Source organism: Absicoccus porci, from assembly GCF_003725415.1.
GTDB lineage: Bacteria > Bacillota_I > Bacilli_A > Erysipelotrichales > Erysipelotrichaceae > Absicoccus > Absicoccus porci.
The window spans coordinates 40,112-58,999 of the sequence record NZ_RJQC01000003.1; the positions used below are offsets into that span (position 1 = coordinate 40,112).

The window sequence follows — 18,888 nt, forward strand, 5'->3', positions numbered from 1 at the left end:
CATTTTATCAAAGATTAAAAGTTATTTCAAAGAAGAATTTGACAATCCGAATATATTGCATAAAATATAATAGCACAAAATATAAAAGGAGAACAAATATGACAAGTTTTTATGATTATAGCGTAACCAATCGTAATCATGAAGAAATTTCGATGAAAGACTATCAAGGGAAAGTTGTTTTAGTTGTTAATACCGCAACTGGTTGTGGTTTTACTCCACAATATAAAGATTTAGAATCCATGTATGAAGAATTTCATGATCAAGGATTAGAAATCATTGATATTCCATGTAACCAATTTGCAGGGCAAACACCAGGAACCGATGATGAAGTACATCAATTCTGTACATTGAAATACAATACACAATTTGACCAAATGACTAAAAGTGATGTGAATGGTGAAAATGAATTGCCATTGTATACATTCTTGAAGTCCCAACAAGGCTTTAAAGGATTTGGCAAAGGTCCGAAAGCATTGGCTATGTCCGCTATGTTGAAAAAGATCGATAAGGATTATAAAGACAATCCAAATATTAAATGGAATTTCACAAAATTCTTAATTGATCGAAAGGGAAATGTGGTGGCTCGTTTTGAACCAACAGAAAAGATGGAAACAGTGAAACAAGCTGTTCAGGAATTGATTTAAATGGATGCATTAAAATTAGAAAATCAATTGTGCTTTCCTTTATATGCGGCAGCCCGCAAAGTGGTAGGCTTATATACACCGTATCTAAAACCATTGGGTATTACGTATACGCAATATATTACTTTTATGGTTCTATGGGAACAAGACGGCATTCCGGTAGGCGATATTGGTAGTCGTTTATTCTTAGATAATGGGACATTGACACCATTGCTAAAGAAAATGGAAAAACAAGGATGGATCGAACGAAAACGCAATCCCCAAGATGAGCGACAAGTTTTGATCTATCTAACCGATAAAGGAAAAGCCATGAAAGAACAAGTCAAAGAAGTTCCTTTGAAAATTGGTTCTTGTATTCCATTAGAAAGAAAGCAAGCCAAAGAACTTTATGATTTATTATATACAATACTAGAAGGTGATCTTTATGAATCAAAGTAGACAAAAAAAGATTATTCAAACCAGTATCATTGGGATTATCACAAATATTGCGTTGGCCATTTTTAAAGCCATTGTTGGATTGATTTCCGGATCCATCGCTATCACATTGGATGCGGTCAATAACTTAAGTGATGCCTTGAGCAGTTTGATCACGATCATTGGCACAAAGTTAGCAGGTAAGGAACCGGATAAAAAACATCCCTTGGGATATGGACGCATTGAATACTTAAGTGCTTCGATTATCTCTGTTATCGTTTTATATGCTGGCATTACTTCTCTACAAGAATCCATCAAAAAAATTGTGCATCCGGAAACCGCGACCTATTCCATTGTGACTTTGCTCATTATTTTTGTGGCCATCATTGTAAAGATTGTTTTGGGATCGTATGTTAAAAAGGTTGGTCAAACCGTAGATTCCGATGCTTTGGTTGCTTCTGGTCAGGATGCTTTGAACGATTCCATCGTTTCTACTTCTACCTTGGTTGCAGCTATCCTATATCTTTTCTGCCATATCAGTATTGAAGCCTGGTTAGGTGTGATCATTGCGATCGTGATCATTAAGTCGGGCTTTGAAATGTTAAGAGATACGATCAGTGAAATCTTAGGAGAACGAATCGATGCAGATATTTCGCAAAAAGTAAAAGCCAGTATTGAGACATTTGATCGAGTGCAAGGTGCCTATGATTTGATCATTCATAATTATGGACCCGATCGTTTGATAGGTTCGGTACATATTGAAGTACCATCCAGTATGACGGCCAAAGAACTCGATACATTAGAGCGTCATATTGCCGAAAAAACATACAAAGATACAGGTGTCATCTTGACTGGTATCTCGATCTATTCGCAAAATGTCAATGATGAATCATCCGCGATCATTGAAGCGGATATCCGCCGTATGGTCATGAGTCATCCACATGTTCTGCAAATGCACGGTTTTTATTTGGATAATGGCAAACGACAAATTCGTTTTGATATCATTATTGATTTTGATGTCGAAGATCGTCATGCACTTTATCAAGAAATTGTGAATGAAGTAAAAAGAAAGTATCCGATTTACTCTTTCTATGTACAATTGGATGCCGATATTTCCGATTAAAGGAGGATTTAGATATGAATGCAGTTCGATATTATTCTCGTTCCGGTAATACGAAATTAGTGGCTGATGCCATAGCACAAGCGATTGGTACGACCGCCATTTCGGTTGATCAGGCCGATGCCAAAATCACCCAATCCATTGATACGTTATTTGTGGGTGGGGCATTATATGCCTATGGATTAGATAAACATTTAAAAATATATTTAAATGAGCTCGATGCAAAAAACGTGAAGAAAGCCGTTTTATTTTCAACTTCTTGGATCTCGAAACATAGCTTGGATCTGATGCGCAAACAACTAGAAGAAAAAGGAATTAAAGTGGTACCAGAGACGTTCTATGTTAAAAATAAAGCCAGCCAAGCTCAATTGGAACAAGCAAAGAAATTTGCGAAACAATGTCTATGAGCATTCGACAGGCAACCATGGCCAATCTAGATGCGATTGCATCAATAGAATCGGCTTGTTTTCCTCAAGCAGAAGCAGCAACCAAAGACGAATTTGCGAAACGAATTCAATATTATGGGAATCATTTCTGGTTGTTGATCGATGAAAATCAAATTGTGTCCTTTGTGGATGGATTTGTAACCAATCAAAAAGATCTAAGCGATGAAATGTATGAAAAAGCGAGCTTGCATGATGAAGCTGGACAATGGCAAATGATCTTTGGTGTGAATACGTTACCTTCTTATCGAAAAAAAGGTTATGCAGCCAAATTGTTGGAACGAATGATTGATGATGCTCAAAGCCAAAATCGAAAAGGAATTGTATTAACTTGTAAAGATGCATTGGTTCCGTATTATGCCAAATTTGGTTTTATCGATGAGGGCATCAGTGAGAAAAGTGTACATGGTGGTGTTCGTTGGCATCAAATGCGATTGACATTTTAATAGTTAGGCATATACTATTTATAGTTAGATATAACTAACTAGGAGATATGTATATGCAAACAATGAAATTAGTATTAGTACGTCATGGTGAAAGCGAATGGAATAGAGCCAATCTTTTTACGGGATGGACTGATGTCGATTTGAGTGAAAAAGGACATCAAGAAGCCATTCAAGCTGGCCAGACATTGAAACAAGAAGGTTATGATTTTGATGTATGTTATACATCGTATTTAAAACGAGCAATCCATACATTAAATCATATCTTGGATGAAATGGATCGTAATTGGTTACCCGTTCATAAAAGCTGGCATCTCAATGAACGGCATTATGGAGCACTGCAAGGCTTGAATAAAGCTGATACAGCTGCGAAATATGGCGAAGATCAAGTAAAGATTTGGCGTCGTTCTTTTGATGTAAAGCCACCCCTATTGGATGTAAACGATGAACGTAATCCTGCCAATCAAGCGATGTATCGCAATGTGGATGCCAAAGCATTGCCCTTGGCAGAAAGCTTAGAAACCACGATCGATCGTGTCATTCCTTATTATGAAGCCAACATAAAAAAAGATATGGAAGCCGGAAAACGCGTGTTGATTGCCGCCCATGGCAATTCGATTCGTGCTTTGGTAAAATATTTCGAGAATATGGATAAAGATACCATTGTGGGTGTCAATATTCCAACGGGTGTTCCTTTGGTTTATGAATTTGATGAAGACTTTCACGTACAGAAAAAGTATTATTTAGGCGATCCAGACGCTATCCAAGCGAAAATGAAAGCAGTTGCCAATCAAGGCAAAGCTAAGTAAAAAGGAAAGGAGTCGTTATGGAAGACATTCAAATCAAGGAGGGAACGTTCTATCAAACGACTCTCGCTAAAGTACATGCATTCATTATTGTGGATACTGGTAAGATCACAAAAGGAGCTGTGAAATGGGCCCATCGCAATCATTGTCATGCGTTTGTGGCAAAACCAGATGCGGACATTTCAGCTTTTGGACGTATCATTAGCTTTTTGCATTCGCAAGGCATTCGTAAGATTGGCATCTTAGAGCTAAGTGAACAATCACACATGGCTTTAGCCGTAGCAGCCACGCATCCACAAGTTACCTTGACCATAGTATCCAATCCGGATATTACGGATATAAACATTTCATCGATACGAGGATTCTTGATGTGTATTGGAACCACACAAGATCCGGTGTTTGCATCCCTCCAACAAGATTGTCGATGTGTGTGCATGCCATTTCAATACGATCAAAAGAAGAATCAACTTTTGCCTCGATCCATGTTGCCGATTGGCTATCATTTAGGCGTACATGGCAAAGCTCGTCAAGACATGGATGAACATATGCAAAATATTGTAAAGATTTGGGTAAATCAGCGATGATTTATCCTTTTTTTGATTATAATGAATATATGGAACTAAGAATTAAACATATCCCTAAGAAAGACAATTTATATCACTACACAAAATGCAGTAGTTTAAAAAGCATATTAGCCACTAAGATTTTATATGCGACCAAGAGTAGTTTTTTAAATGATACCAATGAAATGGATTATATTACCCATGTCACCAAAGAAGTAATTGAAGAGTTGGCAGATTCTGGTTTACAAGAACTGTTATTATCCGAAGTTGTCAATACCATTGAAGAATCCAAACGACACGATACATTTGTCTGTTCGTTTTCTACCGATAAAGACAGTATTACCCTTTGGTCCGAATTTGGAGATAATACGGGATATAATGTTGCCTTTCGTGCCGATGAATTATTGACACAAATTCGCAAGAAAAAAGAAATTTTTTATCATGGTCATGTGATTTATTCACGAGAAGTACAAAAACATTTGATCGAAGAATTGTTTGAAGATGTAAAAAAAGAAGATGACTTTACCTTATTGAAACGAAAATTAAATACGTATGCTCTCTTCTTTAAACAAGAAGAATTTGCCGCTGAAAAAGAATATCGCATTGTTTTTCGTAATCCCCATAAACAAAAAATATTATTTCGTGAAAAAGTAGGATTCTTATTGCCATATATTGAGATTCAGTTGGATACATTACCGATTGATTGTGTGACTGTAGCACCCAAGAATCATGTGGATCTAGCCAAAAAAGGAATGACACAATACTTAGAATCATTAGGTTATGATGTGGATGTCAATTTATCAAAATTAAAATTGAGGTATTGATATGGAAATATTGGAAAATAAACATATAGAAGATATTAAACCTACTTTTTCACAAGATGCCATTGGCTTTCATCAACAATTGCCAGGATATACCCCTACACCACTGATTGATTGGCCGGTTTATGCGAGTCAACATCATTTCAAAAATCTCTGTATTAAAGATGAATCGCAACGTTTTGGTTTAAAAGCCTTTAAAAGTTTGGGTGGTAGCTATGCGATGTTTCGTATCTTATGTAAAAGAAATTATTTGAATCCAAAAACAACCTCTTTTGACCAACTACGATCGATGGATCATCACGATGTGACTTTTGTGTGTGCAACCGATGGAAATCATGGCCACGGTGTTTCTTGGGCGGCTTCTTTATTTGGTTGTGCGGCCTATATTTTGATGCCAAAAGGATCCAGTGAAGCACGACGCAAACGGATGGAAAGAAAAAATGTTCAAGCCGTGATCACAGATCTTTCGTATGATCAAGCGGTCCAAAAGGCAAGCGATTTGGCACAAGAAAACCATTGGATCTTGATTCAAGATACCGCATGGGAAGGGTACACTCAAATTCCAACTTGGATCATCGAAGGATACCTAACCATGGCACAGGAAATCATTCATCAAATGACTACACCACCAACCCATATTTTTCTACAAGCAGGTGTAGGAGCTATGGCCGGTGGCATGATCGATGCATTTTCTCGCGTCTATCCAACAACGCAATTCATCATTGTTGAATCGGCGGGAGCTCCTTGTTTATATGCTTCGATGAACCAAGGAAAAAGAACATCCATAGCTTGTGAGCCAACGATCATGGCAGGACTGAATTGTGGCACGCCTTGTTTGATCACATGGCCAATTATTCAAAAACGTGCCAATTATTTTTGTGTTTGTGAAGATGATGCGGCCATTCGAGGAATGCACGTATTAAAAACAAATGATATGGTTGCGGGTGAATCGAGTGCAGTGACCATGGGATTATTGGATCGTATCGTTAAATCGGAAACATTGCGAAACCAATTTCAGATGCATGAAGATGCCTCTATTTTATTGATCAATACCGAAGGGGATACAGATCCTTTCTTCTACCAAAGTGTAGTAGGGGAAGATCGTTGTTTGATTATATAGTTTTATCTTGGATAGCTTTTAGATCTTCTACAAACATGGACCAGCCTTGGTATTTCACCAGATGGTGCATCAAATCGCTATTGGCAATGGTTTCATACCACATCTCAATGGTTGATTCATTTAAGTCCGGATCCACACCGTGGATTTTGGCCTTTTGTTTATCGATTTTTTTGGAGTAGTCATCGATCAATTGATCAATCTGATCTTTTTTTCCAATCTTTTTTAATCCTTTTAAACATAATTCTTGGGCTTCCATTTCATAGGTATTCCAAGAAATCAATGTAGCATAGAAAGGCAAATCTTTAAATTTTTCTTTTTCAATCAACTTATTCAATTTCTTTTGATAATCTTGAATCAATTTCCTTTTTTGTTTGATAGCCGACTTGTAGTAGGCAATATAGGTCTCGATCTCTCTCTGTTTTCATGGGTTTACTATATCATCAAATAAAATGAAATCAGGATTCTTTACAAAGATTTTAAATGTAATAAAAGCATTGACATGTTAAATGAAATAATTTATATTACAAATATAGAAATGAGGAAATACTATGAATGCACAAACTTGTCTACAAATATTAAGAGATATCAAAGATGTTTCGTTTGCGTCGGTTGACGAAAAGGGAATGCCCCATAATCGAATTATTGATGTGATGTTGGTGGAAGATCATAAATTATATTTTTGTACAGCACGTGGTAAGGATTTTTATAACCAAATTACCAAGAATCCGCACATTGCGATTACGGGACTGAATAGGGATTTTCAAATGGTTCGTTTGCATGGAACGGTTAAGCAATTAAAAGAGCAGAAAGTTTGGATCAATCGAATCTTTGCAGCCAATCCAGTGATGAATGATGTCTATCCAGGTGATTCTCGCTACATTTTGGAGCCATTTGTGGTAGATAATGGCCAAATCGAATTTTTTGACTTAAGTAAACATCCAATCCAACGACAAAGTTTCCGTTTGGATCAAGAAGTTCTACAAGAACATGGATTCTTTATTACCGATTCTTGCATCGGTTGTGGTACATGTCAGCGAAATTGTCCGCAACAATGTATCCAAGCCGGAACGCCTTTTGTGATTGAACAAGATCATTGTTTGCATTGTGGTTTGTGTTATGAAAATTGTCCTGTACAAGCCATTGTTCGAAGAGGTGAATAGTGTTTACTTTATTGATCAATCGATGGGATTTTTTTGCGGGATTATTAATTGAGCATATTGAAATTTCTTTGATTGCGATATTGATTGCGATTGTCTTTGGTGGATTGGTCGGTATTTTGATCAGTGAATTTCAAAAAAGTGCCAAATCGACACTGAATGTGATCAATTTCCTTTACACGATTCCTTCTATTTCGATGCTTGGTTTCTTAATTCCATTTTCTGGTATTGGCAATGCGACCGCCATCATTGCTTTAACGATTTATGCGTTATTGCCTATGGTTCGAAACACCCATACGGGTCTGACAACCATTGATCCAGCCATTGTCGAAGCAGCAACTGGTATGGGTTCGACACGATTTCAAACCCTTTGGAAAGTAAAGTTGCCCTTGGCCATGCCTGTGATTTTATCTGGTATTCGCAATATGGTGACCATGACCATTGCTCTGGGTGGTATTGCTTCTTTTATTGGGGCTGGTGGTTTAGGTGTTGCGATTTATCGTGGTATTACCACCAATAATACGTCCATGACTTTGGCGGGTAGTTTATTGATTGCCTTATTAGCACTTGTTGCCGATGGAATTCTATCCATCGTTGAAAAACGAATGAAACAACATAAGAAAAACAAACCCCTGTTGATTACTGTTTTGGTGATTTGTGCTATTTTTATCACGCATTTATTTTTCCCATATCAACAAGATACGATTCACATTGCGACCAAACCAATGACGGAAGAATATATTATGGGTGAAATGTTAAAAATATTGATTGAAGAGGACACCAACTTGAAAGTAGAAGTCACGACGGGTGTTGGTGGTGGAACTTCCAATATTCAACCCGGTATGGAAAAAGGCGAGTTTGATTTATATCCAGAATATACAGGTACAGCTTGGAATATGGTGTTGAAAAAGAAGGGAACCTATTCAGAAAAGTTATTTTCTAAATTAGAGAAAGACTATAGCAAAAAATATGATATGTCGTGGGTGGGCATGTATGGTTTTAATAACACCTATGGTCTGGTCGTCCGAAAAGATCTAGCGCAAAAATATGATTTACATACGTATTCCGATTTGGCGGCGGTATCCAATCAATTAACCTTTGGTGCTGAATATGATTTCTTTGAACGTGAAGATGGCTATGATGCACTTTGTAATGCTTATGGTTTCCATTTCGCTTCGACCAAAGATATGGATATTGGTTTAAAGTATCAAGCTATCAATAATAAACAAATCGATGTCATGAATATTTTTACGACGGATGGTCAACTTTCTCAAGCGGATGTGGTTGTTCTAAAAGATGATAAACAGTTTTATCCTTCGTATGAATGTGGCAATGTGGTGCGTAATGAAATGTTGCGAAAACATCCAGAACTACGAACTGTTCTAAAAAAACTGGACAATTCAATCAGTGAAGCCGAAATGGCAAAAATGAATTATCAAGTGGAAACCCAAAAGAAAGAACCAAAAGCAGTTGCCAAGGCTTTTCTAGAAAGGAAACATATCCAATGAATCCAGTCATTGAAATGAAGCATGTAAAAAAAGCATATGATCAAAATACGATCATTGAGGATTTGAATGTATCCATTGATCCAGGTGAATTTGTGACGATTGTTGGTTCGTCGGGTTGTGGTAAAACGACGTTCTTAAAAATGATCAATGGCTTGATTTTACCTACGGCGGGTGATATTTTTGTGAATGGAAAAAATCTAAAAGATGTGGATCTGATTCAATTGCGTCGGAATATTGGCTATGTGATTCAAGGAAGCGTATTGTTTCCACATATGACAGTTCGTGAAAATATTGCTTATGTACCTACGCTTTGGAACAAGAAAAATAAACAAGCGACCAAAGATGCTGTGCAAAAATGGATGGATATTGTTGGTTTGGATCCATCCATGATGGATCGTTATCCTCATGAATTGTCTGGTGGTCAACAACAGCGTGTTGGGATTGCTAGAGCACTGGCGGCTAGTCCGGACATCTTATTGATGGATGAACCTTTTGGAGCGGTGGATGCGATCACTCGTTCTCAACTTCAAAACGAAATCAAACGAATTCATCAACAAACGGGCATTACAATTTTATTTGTGACCCATGATATCGAAGAAGCTTTAGTATTAGGAACAAAAGTAATGGTTATGGATCATGGAGAAATCGTTCAATTTGATCGTCCACAAGAATTGATGGATCATCCAACCAATGATTTTGTAGTTTCTTTGGTGAATCATCATCCATATTAGTTAAAAAGGAGAATCAATATGCAGATTACAAGTAAGTTTACCATTGCGATACATATATTAGCCGCTATCGACACATTTCATGGTCATGTCAATGTAAATAGTAAACTTTTATCGCAGAGTATTGGAGCCAATCCGGTTATCGTACGCGGTGTGATGTCGGATCTAAAAAAAGCCGGTATTATTATGAGTCATCGAGGAAAAAATGATGTGACCATTGAAAAGCCATTGGATCAAGTAAGTTTTTATGATATTTACCAAGCTGTCAATGCCAATGACAAGGATTTGTTTCATTTTCATGAAAATCCCAATCCGCAATGTCCGGTTGGACGGAATATCCATAAGGTCTTGGATGGACAGTTACAACAAGTGCAACGGGATTTTGAAGATGAATTAAAATCGTATAAAGTGTCAGATGTGATCCATAATTTACATATTGTGTTAAATCACGAAAAACAGTCTTTACAAGCGTAGCCTTCTATGAAGGCTATTTTTTATTGAAATTGATAGAAAGAGATAGGTATAATGAAAATATGAATGTAGCAGAAATTTTTGAAAAAATGATCAACTATTCAGATCATAATTTACATGACATTGCCCATTTAACAAAGGTTTGGGCCTATGCCAAAACGATTGGTGAATTGGAACAGGTTGATGAAAATACCCAATTTATTTTGGAGGTAGCTGCCATTGTGCATGATATTGCCTGTCCTTTATGTCGGGAAAAATATGGCAATACAGCTGGTACCTATCAAGAAAAAGAAGGTATGCCATTAACATATGAATTTTTACAAGATACCGATTGTAGTGAACAACAAATCCAGCGTATCGCCTATTTAGTGGGCCATCATCATACATTTACGCATATTGATGGTTTGGATTATCAAATTCTTGTGGAAGCAGACTTTTTGGTGAATGCCGATGAGAGTCATTATGATGTCAAAACGCGAAATGCTTTTTATCAGAAGGTATTTCGAACAAAAGCGGGAAAACAATTGTTTAAGGACATGTATGAAAGTGAGAATCAATGATGTCAAATAATTCAGAAGATGCGATTCGTGCACTGAATGCATGGTTAGATCAACATGAAGATGAAGTGGCCGATGGAGATGTCGATGAAATTTTACAGCAGTTTCTAGCGGAATATAATGCTGTAGAAAGTCTAACGAACAATGAGCAGGCACATGCTTTATTCGAACAAGCGATGGAACAGGAAACGGCACCAGAAGCAGAAAAACTGTTAAAAGAAGCGGTTGAATTGGATCCTGATTTTCTCGATGCGAAAACGGAATTGGTCCATATTCAATACGATGATCCGATTGATCAGATTCATCAATGGTTGAATCTTTTGCATGAAGAAAAAGAAAAGCTGAAAGCCGATGGTTATTTTGATAAAGAAAATATTGGCGATTTTTGGCTGATTATTGAAACGCGTCCTTATATGCGTACGTTATATACGTTAGCTAAACAATATCTCGATATGGAATCGTATACGTTAGCGATTGACATTTTAGAAGATATGATCGAATTGGATACGGATGATCATCTGGGTGCTCGATTTGATTTAGCTGGATGTTATATGATGATGGAAGATGCGGAAAGTCTCAATCAGCTATTTGATCAATATGAAGGCTCCGGTAGTGTTTCGATGATCTTTTTCCAAGCCATAACAGCGTATCGCATTGGTGATTATGATTTAGCACGTGCCGACATTTTACGATTGAATGATACAATTCCAGAATTTAGTGTCTTTGTATCCGGTGATTTAAAGGATGAAGATCTGGATGAAAATGTTCAATATGGTATCTATGAACCAGGCACCATTGAAGAAATCATGTGTAATATGACACCCTTCTTTCTGGTTTTAGAAAACGAAGCATTGCTTATTTTTATGAATCAATGTTTAGATCAAATTGATAATTCACCCTTAAATTAGCTTGTAAAATTGTCAGATTTGTATATAATAGTAGACAAATATAAGCAAACCAAAGAGGGTATATGGAAAAACCATATACTCTCTTTTTGCGTTCAAGGAGGATTCTATTTTATGTTAAAAGATGCATTACCAGAAATCAAAACAAGGACATTGCCCGGTCCTAAAGCCCAAGTCATTCTTGATCGTCGCCACAAAGTCGTTCCAGATGCGATTGGATGTCCATATCCATGTGTCATTTCTCGTGGAGAAGGAGCCATGATCGAAGATGTAGATGGCAACCTGTTCTTAGACTGGGTTGGTGGTGTTGGTGTTCTAAATATTGGATATTCTCAACCAGAAGTCGTCGAAGCCGTTAAAAATCAAGCGGATAAATATTTCCATTCGATGATGAATGTTACAACGCATGAAGGCTATATTTCTTTAGCTGAAAAATTATGTGAGATTGCTCCTGTCAAAGGCGAAGAAAAGAAAGCCTATTTTGCGAATTCCGGTGCTGAAGCTGATGAAAATGCTGTAAAGATTGCGAAAGCATTTACGAAACGTCCCAATGTGATTGTCTTCTCTGGTGCTTTCCATGGTCGTACATTAATGACTATGGCGATGACTTCAAAGAAAGCCTATGCCGTGGATATGGGACCTTTCCCAGATGGTGTCTATCGTGCGAAATTCCCTTATTATTATCGTCGTCCAGAAGGTATGCCGGATGAAGCTTTGGTCGATTACTACATGGATTCAATCAAAGATGTATTTGAACAGTGTGGTGCTGCCAATACGATTGCTGCTATGGTCGTAGAACCACTCCAAGGTGAAGGTGGTTTTATTCCGGCACCATTGGAATGGGTCAAAGCCGTCCGTCAGATTTGTGATGAAAATGGCATCTTGTTGGTGGCTGATGAAGTACAATCTGGTTTCTGCCGTACGGGAAAAATGTTTGCGAGTGAATATTGGCAAGAAGTAGGGGTACAGCCAGATATCATTGCGACAGCGAAATCCATTGCGGGTGGGGTACCACTTTCAGCCATCGTTGCCCGTAAAGAAATTATGGATGCACCAGCACCAGGCACAATTGGTGGTACTTTCTGTGGAAATGCGTTGGCTTGCGCAGCTGCTTTAAAAGTCATTGAAGTCATGGAACGGGATCATTTAGCGGATCGTTCAATGGAAATTGGTCAAAAAGTAATGGACCGTTATCATAAAATGCAAGAAAAATATCCTTGTATTGGCGATGTCCGTGGTTTAGGCGGAATGGTCGGTATCGAATTTGTGAAGGATGGAAAAGAGCCAGATCCAGACTTAACAAAAACAATCATTTCATATTGTGCAAATCATGGCTTGTTAGTGGAAGGAGCGGGCACATATAGTAATGTCATTCGTTTCTTAGCGCCATTGGTCATGACCGATGCCCAATTGGAAGCAGGACTTGACATTATGGAGCAAGCCATTGCCTATGGATTACATCAGTCATAATATATCGACCAATTTAAAACGAATCCGACAAGCACGCAATTTGAGCCTCGACGTGATCGCGGAACAAACGGGCGTAAGCAAGAGCATGCTTTCTCAGATTGAGAGGGGAAGTGCTAATCCTTCCATTGGTGTCTTAGCGAAGATTACTAGTGGGATGCGAATTGAATTTGAAGATTTGATTCGTCCGCCAGCTTATGATACATGTATCGTGCATGTGAAAGATACGGTGCCAACCAAGGATGTAGAAGGACAATACAAAGTTTGGACGTGTTTTCCATTTCAGGATAATCATCAGATAGAAATATATCGAATCGAAATTTTACCAGGGAATTGTTATGAAGCCGGTAGTCATGGCACACATACTAGAGAATATATTACAATGTTGGAAGGAAATCTGGAAATAAAGGTAGGTGGAAACGCCTATCAAATGGGCAAGGGTGACGTATTCCGGTTTGAATCGGATCAGTCTCATGTTTATACGAACATCGGTAAAGAGACATGTGTGTTTATGTCGTTCTTTGCAGACTATTCATAAATTAAATCCTTTCGTTTGCCATAGGCGGAAACCCACTACCTTCAGATGGTGGGGAAGCCTTGTTATGGTATAAAGATATTGAGCCATCTTTAAGAGAAAACCGTTAGTTCCGGCTCAGAACGAGGCACTCTTTGTCCTTTGGAAAGCATATATGAGATTTAATGTGTTTGTACTGTATGGTAAGTTTTAGTACCTGACACAAACAATAACTACGAAATCGTAGTTGCAGCAGAGTAAACTTTGCTGCAAAGGGTGCTGTCAGCCACCCCATGATGTAACGCCACTTTAGATAGTAATATCTATTGGGTCAAAGGTCGGAGACGCAAGTCGTTAGTACGACTGGGCAGTTACAAGCCCATGACCTTTAGGTCATGGGTAGTTGACAAGCAGGGAATATCATATTTCCTGTTTTTTTTTAGCTTTATCTTGAAACACAATATATGTCTATTTTCATGTACAATATATTGTTTGAAAAAGAATGAAAAAATGTAAAAAAATACTGAAAATGGGTATTGAAAATGAAAAAAGCTTATGGTACAGTATGGATGTACAAAATAAAAGACAAAGCAAAGGCGCTATTCAAAAGATTGAATAGCGCCTTTTTGCTATTTAGGAGGAGCGAACAATGAAACTAAAAGACACAGGACTGACATTTGAAGACATTAAGGCAAAAGTCAACAAGTACATGATTGAAACATATGAACGTTTTGATTTCTTGGCTGAAACTGCCAAAGATCAGTACATGTATGATGAAAATGGTACACCATACTTAGACTTCTATGCAGGTATTGCTGTTAACTCAGCAGGTAACTGTAACGAAAAAGTTGTAGCTGCTATCATAGATCAATGTCAAGATATCATGCAAACATTCAACTATCCTTACACGATTCCTCAAGCTTTATTGGCTGAAAAAGTTTGTGAAACCATTGGTATGGATAAGATCTTCTTCCAAAACTCAGGTACAGAAGCAAACGAAGCCATGATCAAGATGGCTCGTAAATATGGTATCGAACATTATGGACCTAACCGTTATCATATCGTAACTGCAAAGAATGGTTTCCATGGTCGTACATTTGGTGCCATGTCAGCAACTGGACAGCCAGGTAATGCATGTCAAGTTGGATTTGGACCTATGACTTATGGATTCTCTTATGCGCCATATAATGATTTGGAAGCATTCAAAGATGCATGTAACGAAAATACAATTGCCATCATGGTTGAACCTGTGCAAGGTGAAGGTGGTGTGCATCCCGCAACAAAAGAATTCTTAACCGGATTAAGAGAGTTCTGTGATGAAAAAGGCATGTTGTTGTTGATCGATGAAGTACAAACAGGATGGTGCCGTACCGGAGCCGTTATGTCTTATATGAATTATGGTGTGAAACCAGATATCGTATCTATGGCAAAAGCCTTAGGAGGTGGAATGCCAATTGGTGCTATCTGTGCTACCGAAGAAGTTTCAAAAGCATTTGATATGGGATCACACGGAACAACATTTGGTGGTCACCCAGTATGTTGTGCAGCTGCCTTAGCGGAAGTCAATGAATTGTTAGATTGTGACTTAGCTGGCAATGCTAAGAAGATGGGTGATTACATCTGTGCAAAATTAGAAAAATTACCTCACGTTGTAGAAGTAAGACATCAAGGATTATTAATTGGTGTTGAATTTGATGAAACAATTGGTAGTACGGATTTAAAGCATGAATGCTTACATCGTCATTTATTGACAACGGCCATTGGCCAACATATTCTTCGATTGATTCCACCACTAATCATCGATGAAAAAGATTGCAACAAAGCTGTCGAAATTATTGAAGAAAGCGTAATCGCTTTAGGCAAAGGAGCCGCTGATTAATTTCAGCGCTCCTTTGCGTCTTTTTTTTAAGAAAGGTGGAATTCTATGGCAAAAAATATCATTATCACCGTTGGATGTGAGTATGGTTCCGGCGGACCGGAAATCGGTGAGAAAATCAGTAAAGATTTTGGAATCGCTTATTATGATCGTTCCATCATCGATAAGATCATTGAAGAAACCGGTATGTCAACGACATTGGTGGAAGCAGCCGAAACCGGTCAAGATATCAAAGGACGAAGTCGTGAATTAGAAAAAAAAGCGAGTCCTACCAAATATCAAGTTTTGACCGATCGTGTGGTATATATTCAAACACAAATTATTAAGAAACTAGCCGATCGTGGACCTTGTGTATTCGTTGGTCGGTGTGCTGACTATGTATTAAAAGATCGTGACAATGTCTTAAATGTGTTTGTGTATGCACCATATGAAGTACGTTTGAAAAAAGTAATCGATACACTGAATATCTCCAAAGAAGCAGCGGAGTATCGTGTAAAAACACAAGGTGAACAATTGCATGCACGTTATAAACAAATGACGGGTACCTATCGTGGTGATCGTCACAATCGACATTTATTGATTGACAGTTCGGTACTTGGTATTGAGGATACCGCATTATTTATTGAAGACTTTGCGAATCGCGTGCTAGAAAAGAGGGATTAATATGGCGAACCAGAAAACATCGGATTTTGATAAAGTATTAGGTGCTTGGGACATATTAGTTATCGCCTTTGGTGCCATGATTGGTTGGGGCTGGGTTGTCTCAACCGGTGATTGGATTAATACTGGCGGTGTCATTGGTACCGCTCTTGGCTTTGTTATTGGCGGCATCATGATCTTCTTTGTTGGTTTGACCTATGCCGAATTAACAGCAGCTATGCCACAATGTGGTGGTGAACATGTCTTTAGTCATAAAGCGATGGGTCCAATTGGATCTTTCATTTGTACCTGGGCCATTGTCTTAGGATATGTCAGTGTTGCTTGTTTCGAAGCTTGTGCCTTACCAACCATTATCACGTATATTTATCCTCCTTTTTTACAAGGTTATCTATATACAGTGGCTGGTTTTGATGTCTATGCTTCTTGGTTGATTGTTGCCGTTGTTGTTGCGTTATTGATCATGTGGATCAATATTCGCGGTGTCAAAGCAGCTGCGAATCTACAAACAATCTTAACTGTTATTATTGGTGTTTGTGGTATTTTGTTGATTGTTGCTTCTGTATTTACTGGTGATTCATCCAATCTACAAGGACATTTATTTAATAATGATATTGGTGTTGTGCAATCGGTATTCCAAGTTGCCCTTGTTACTCCATTCTTCTTTATTGGATTTGATGTTATTCCACAAGCAGCCGAAGAAATTAATGTAGATTTGAAGAAAATTGGTAAGATCTTGATCTTATCCATTGTCTTGGCTGTTTGTTTCTATGGCTTAGTTGTCTTAGCTGTAGGTTATGAATTAAATCATAGTGAAATCTTAAAAGCGATGGTAGGTAATGGTTTGGTTACCGCCGATGCGATGGCCAAAGCTTTCCATAGTACCATCATGGCAAAAGTATTGATCGTTGGTGGAATGTGTGGAATCGTTACCAGTTGGAACTCTTTCTTAATGGGTGGTTCTCGTGCAATGTATTCCATGGCTGAATCGTATATGATTCCTAAGACATTCGCAAAATTGCATCCAAAATATAAAACACCTGTCAATTCTTTATATTTAATTGGATTATTAACGGTATTAGCACCATTTGCAGGACGTCAAATGTTAGTATGGATCGTCAATGCAGGTAACTTTGGATGTTGTTTAGCATACTGCATGGTTTCGGCTTCCTTCTTGATCTTACGTAAAACAAAACCGGATATGCCTCGTCCATACAAAGTAAAACATTATAAATTTATAGGTATCATGGCTTGTATCATGTCTGGTTTCATGGTTGCTTGTTATTTGATCCCAGGTACAGGTGCAACGTTGGGCTTGCAAGAATGGTTGATGGCCGGTGGCTGGGTAGCCTTAGGCGTTGTCTTCTTCATTCAATCAAAAGCAAAATATGGTGAAAAATTTGATTCTTTAATTGAAATCATTTCTGATGAAGATGCAGCAGCATTACAAGAACCTACAGAAGAATTAGATGAAAAATTAGATCTTGCGATTGAATCAGCTATCGCAAGTGTATTAAATGATAAGGTGGTGAAACTATAATTATGAATTTTGATTTTTACGAACCAGTACATATTGTGTTTGGGGCAGGAAAAGTAGATACAATTGGTGATTATGCGAAAAAGTATGGTAAGAAGGCGTTGATCGTAACGGGTCGAAGCTCAGCAAAAAAATCTGGTCTTTATGATCGTGTAAAAGACGCATTAAAGGCAGAAGGTATTGATTCTGTACTCTTTGATGAAGTACGACAAAATCCTTTGACCACAACAGCACAAAAAGGAGCCGATATGGCGAAAGCCGAAGGCTGTGAATTGGTTGTAGCTTTGGGTGGTGGATCTATCATGGATTGTGCCAAATCCATCGCGTTCTTAGCTGTCAATGATGGTGATATCAACGATTATATTTTTGGTCGAAAAGTAAGTGATGAAGCATTACCAATGATCTTGGTTCCAACAACTTGTGGAACAGGAAGTGAAGGAAATGGATTTGCCGTATTAACCAATCCCGATACAGGCGATAAGAAAAGTTTACGAACTTCTGCCATCATTGCGAAAGTATCCATTGTGGATCCACAGTGCATGATGACGATGCCAAAGCATGTCCTAGCTTCCGTTGGTTTTGATGCTTTATGTCATTGTATGGAAGCCTATACCGCAAACAATGCCCAACCATTTACGGATGCTCTTTCTTTAATGGGTATTCGCTATATTGTGGAAAGCTTAGTTCCGTTGTATGAAGGATCCCAAGATGAAGATTTATGGGATAAGATGACATTGGCTGCCACAATTGGTGGTATGGTCATTGGCCAAGCCGGTGTTACGTTAGCGCATGGTATGGAACACCCGGCTAGTGGTTTAAAAGATATCGTCCATGGACAAGGATTGGCTTGTTTGACTCCATCAGTTATTGAAGCAACGATGTGTCCAAAATATGAAGATATTGCAAAAATCTTTGGTACCGATGATTTGGTACAAGCTATCAAAGACTTGATTGCGAAGTTGGAATTGCCAACGAAATTATCTGATTTAGGATTGGAAGAAAAAGATATCGATTGGATGAGTGAGAACTGTATGAAAGTTTCCGCTGGAAACTTAGTCAATACACCTGTAAAAGTGGACATTGATTTGGTTCGTAAGTTATATCAAAAAGCAATGTAGTAAAAATAAAAGAGACCGATGG

At 38.0% G+C, this 18,888-nt stretch carries 22 protein-coding genes; 21 read left to right on the top strand and 1 reads right to left on the bottom strand.

The window, feature by feature from the left end; genetic code table 11:
• Window positions 1-98 precede the first annotated feature (98 nt).
• From EDX97_RS08195 to EDX97_RS08235, 9 genes are all read left to right on the top strand, one after another.
• Window positions 99-644, top strand: coding sequence for a glutathione peroxidase (locus EDX97_RS08195; RefSeq protein ID WP_128520695.1), 546 nt, complete (start codon window positions 99-101; stop codon window positions 642-644).
• Complete coding sequence (locus EDX97_RS08200; RefSeq protein ID WP_128520696.1) at window positions 645-1,079, top strand: MarR family winged helix-turn-helix transcriptional regulator; 435 nt, start codon at window positions 645-647, stop codon at window positions 1,077-1,079. It abuts the gene before it with no gap.
• On the top strand, window positions 1,066-2,178 hold the full coding sequence (locus EDX97_RS08205) for a cation diffusion facilitator family transporter (RefSeq protein ID WP_128520697.1): 1,113 nt from the start codon (window positions 1,066-1,068) through the stop codon (window positions 2,176-2,178). The genes EDX97_RS08200 and EDX97_RS08205 overlap by 14 nt, the downstream gene beginning before the upstream one ends.
• A 14-nt stretch (window positions 2,179-2,192) precedes the next feature.
• Entirely contained in the window at window positions 2,193-2,582 is a 390-nt protein-coding gene (locus EDX97_RS08210; protein WP_128520698.1) for a flavodoxin family protein, read from the top strand.
• Window positions 2,579-3,064 carry a GNAT family N-acetyltransferase gene (locus EDX97_RS08215; RefSeq protein ID WP_128520699.1) on the top strand — a complete coding sequence of 162 codons (486 nt, stop codon included), beginning with the start codon at window positions 2,579-2,581 and terminating at the stop codon, window positions 3,062-3,064. Before EDX97_RS08210 ends, EDX97_RS08215 begins: the two co-directional genes overlap by 4 nt.
• Before the next feature lie 62 nt (window positions 3,065-3,126).
• The gene (gene gpmA, locus EDX97_RS08220; RefSeq protein WP_128520941.1) at window positions 3,127-3,870 is read left to right on the top strand and encodes a 2,3-diphosphoglycerate-dependent phosphoglycerate mutase; all 744 of its coding nucleotides are present in this window, start codon (window positions 3,127-3,129) and stop codon (window positions 3,868-3,870) included.
• 17 nt (window positions 3,871-3,887) lie between these two features.
• Window positions 3,888-4,451: a hypothetical protein gene (locus EDX97_RS08225; protein WP_128520700.1), complete on the top strand. Its 564-nt coding sequence runs from the start codon at window positions 3,888-3,890 to the stop codon at window positions 4,449-4,451.
• Between the two features lie 29 nt (window positions 4,452-4,480).
• Complete coding sequence (locus EDX97_RS08230) at window positions 4,481-5,254, top strand: DUF2971 domain-containing protein (protein ID WP_183164320.1); 774 nt, start codon at window positions 4,481-4,483, stop codon at window positions 5,252-5,254.
• A gap of 1 nt (window position 5,255) precedes the next feature.
• On the top strand, window positions 5,256-6,371 hold the full coding sequence (locus tag EDX97_RS08235; protein WP_128520702.1) for a diaminopropionate ammonia-lyase: 1,116 nt from the start codon (window positions 5,256-5,258) through the stop codon (window positions 6,369-6,371).
• Here EDX97_RS08235 and EDX97_RS08240 read toward each other — a convergent pair.
• The gene (locus tag EDX97_RS08240) at window positions 6,364-6,729 is read right to left on the bottom strand and encodes a hypothetical protein (RefSeq protein WP_128520703.1); all 366 of its coding nucleotides are present in this window, start codon (window positions 6,727-6,729) and stop codon (window positions 6,364-6,366) included. The genes EDX97_RS08235 and EDX97_RS08240 overlap by 8 nt on opposite strands.
• Before the next feature lie 190 nt (window positions 6,730-6,919).
• Between EDX97_RS08240 and EDX97_RS08245 the strand changes: the two genes are divergently transcribed.
• From EDX97_RS08245 to EDX97_RS08300, 12 genes are all read left to right on the top strand, one after another.
• On the top strand, window positions 6,920-7,531 hold the full coding sequence (locus EDX97_RS08245) for a 4Fe-4S binding protein (RefSeq protein ID WP_128520704.1): 612 nt from the start codon (window positions 6,920-6,922) through the stop codon (window positions 7,529-7,531).
• Window positions 7,531-9,036, top strand: coding sequence for an ABC transporter permease/substrate-binding protein (locus EDX97_RS08250; RefSeq protein ID WP_245978040.1), 1,506 nt, complete (start codon window positions 7,531-7,533; stop codon window positions 9,034-9,036). The genes EDX97_RS08245 and EDX97_RS08250 overlap by 1 nt, the downstream gene beginning before the upstream one ends.
• Window positions 9,033-9,767, top strand: a complete 735-nt coding sequence (locus tag EDX97_RS08255) for an ABC transporter ATP-binding protein (protein WP_128520706.1) — start codon at window positions 9,033-9,035, stop codon at window positions 9,765-9,767. The genes EDX97_RS08250 and EDX97_RS08255 overlap by 4 nt, the downstream gene beginning before the upstream one ends.
• Before the next feature lie 18 nt (window positions 9,768-9,785).
• Entirely contained in the window at window positions 9,786-10,238 is a 453-nt protein-coding gene (locus EDX97_RS08260; RefSeq protein ID WP_128520707.1) for an Rrf2 family transcriptional regulator, read from the top strand.
• Between the two features lie 59 nt (window positions 10,239-10,297).
• Window positions 10,298-10,795, top strand: a complete 498-nt coding sequence (locus tag EDX97_RS08265) for an HD domain-containing protein (RefSeq protein ID WP_128520708.1) — start codon at window positions 10,298-10,300, stop codon at window positions 10,793-10,795.
• Window positions 10,795-11,700, top strand: coding sequence for a tetratricopeptide repeat protein (locus EDX97_RS08270; protein WP_128520709.1), 906 nt, complete (start codon window positions 10,795-10,797; stop codon window positions 11,698-11,700). Before EDX97_RS08265 ends, EDX97_RS08270 begins: the two co-directional genes overlap by 1 nt.
• Before the next feature lie 111 nt (window positions 11,701-11,811).
• Entirely contained in the window at window positions 11,812-13,167 is a 1,356-nt protein-coding gene (gabT, locus tag EDX97_RS08275) for a 4-aminobutyrate--2-oxoglutarate transaminase (RefSeq protein ID WP_128520710.1), read from the top strand.
• The gene (locus tag EDX97_RS08280) at window positions 13,148-13,702 is read left to right on the top strand and encodes a helix-turn-helix domain-containing protein (protein ID WP_128520711.1); all 555 of its coding nucleotides are present in this window, start codon (window positions 13,148-13,150) and stop codon (window positions 13,700-13,702) included. The genes gabT and EDX97_RS08280 overlap by 20 nt, the downstream gene beginning before the upstream one ends.
• 625 nt (window positions 13,703-14,327) lie before the next feature.
• Window positions 14,328-15,557 carry an aspartate aminotransferase family protein gene (locus EDX97_RS08285; protein ID WP_128520712.1) on the top strand — a complete coding sequence of 410 codons (1,230 nt, stop codon included), beginning with the start codon at window positions 14,328-14,330 and terminating at the stop codon, window positions 15,555-15,557.
• A 45-nt stretch (window positions 15,558-15,602) separates the two neighbouring features.
• The gene (locus EDX97_RS08290; protein WP_128520713.1) at window positions 15,603-16,217 is read left to right on the top strand and encodes a cytidylate kinase-like family protein; all 615 of its coding nucleotides are present in this window, start codon (window positions 15,603-15,605) and stop codon (window positions 16,215-16,217) included.
• Window position 16,218: 1 nt separating this feature from the next.
• Window positions 16,219-17,751, top strand: a complete 1,533-nt coding sequence (locus tag EDX97_RS08295) for an APC family permease (protein WP_128520714.1) — start codon at window positions 16,219-16,221, stop codon at window positions 17,749-17,751.
• Between the two features lie 2 nt (window positions 17,752-17,753).
• Window positions 17,754-18,866: an iron-containing alcohol dehydrogenase gene (locus tag EDX97_RS08300; RefSeq protein ID WP_128520715.1), complete on the top strand. Its 1,113-nt coding sequence runs from the start codon at window positions 17,754-17,756 to the stop codon at window positions 18,864-18,866.
• Window positions 18,867-18,888: the final 22 nt, after the last annotated feature.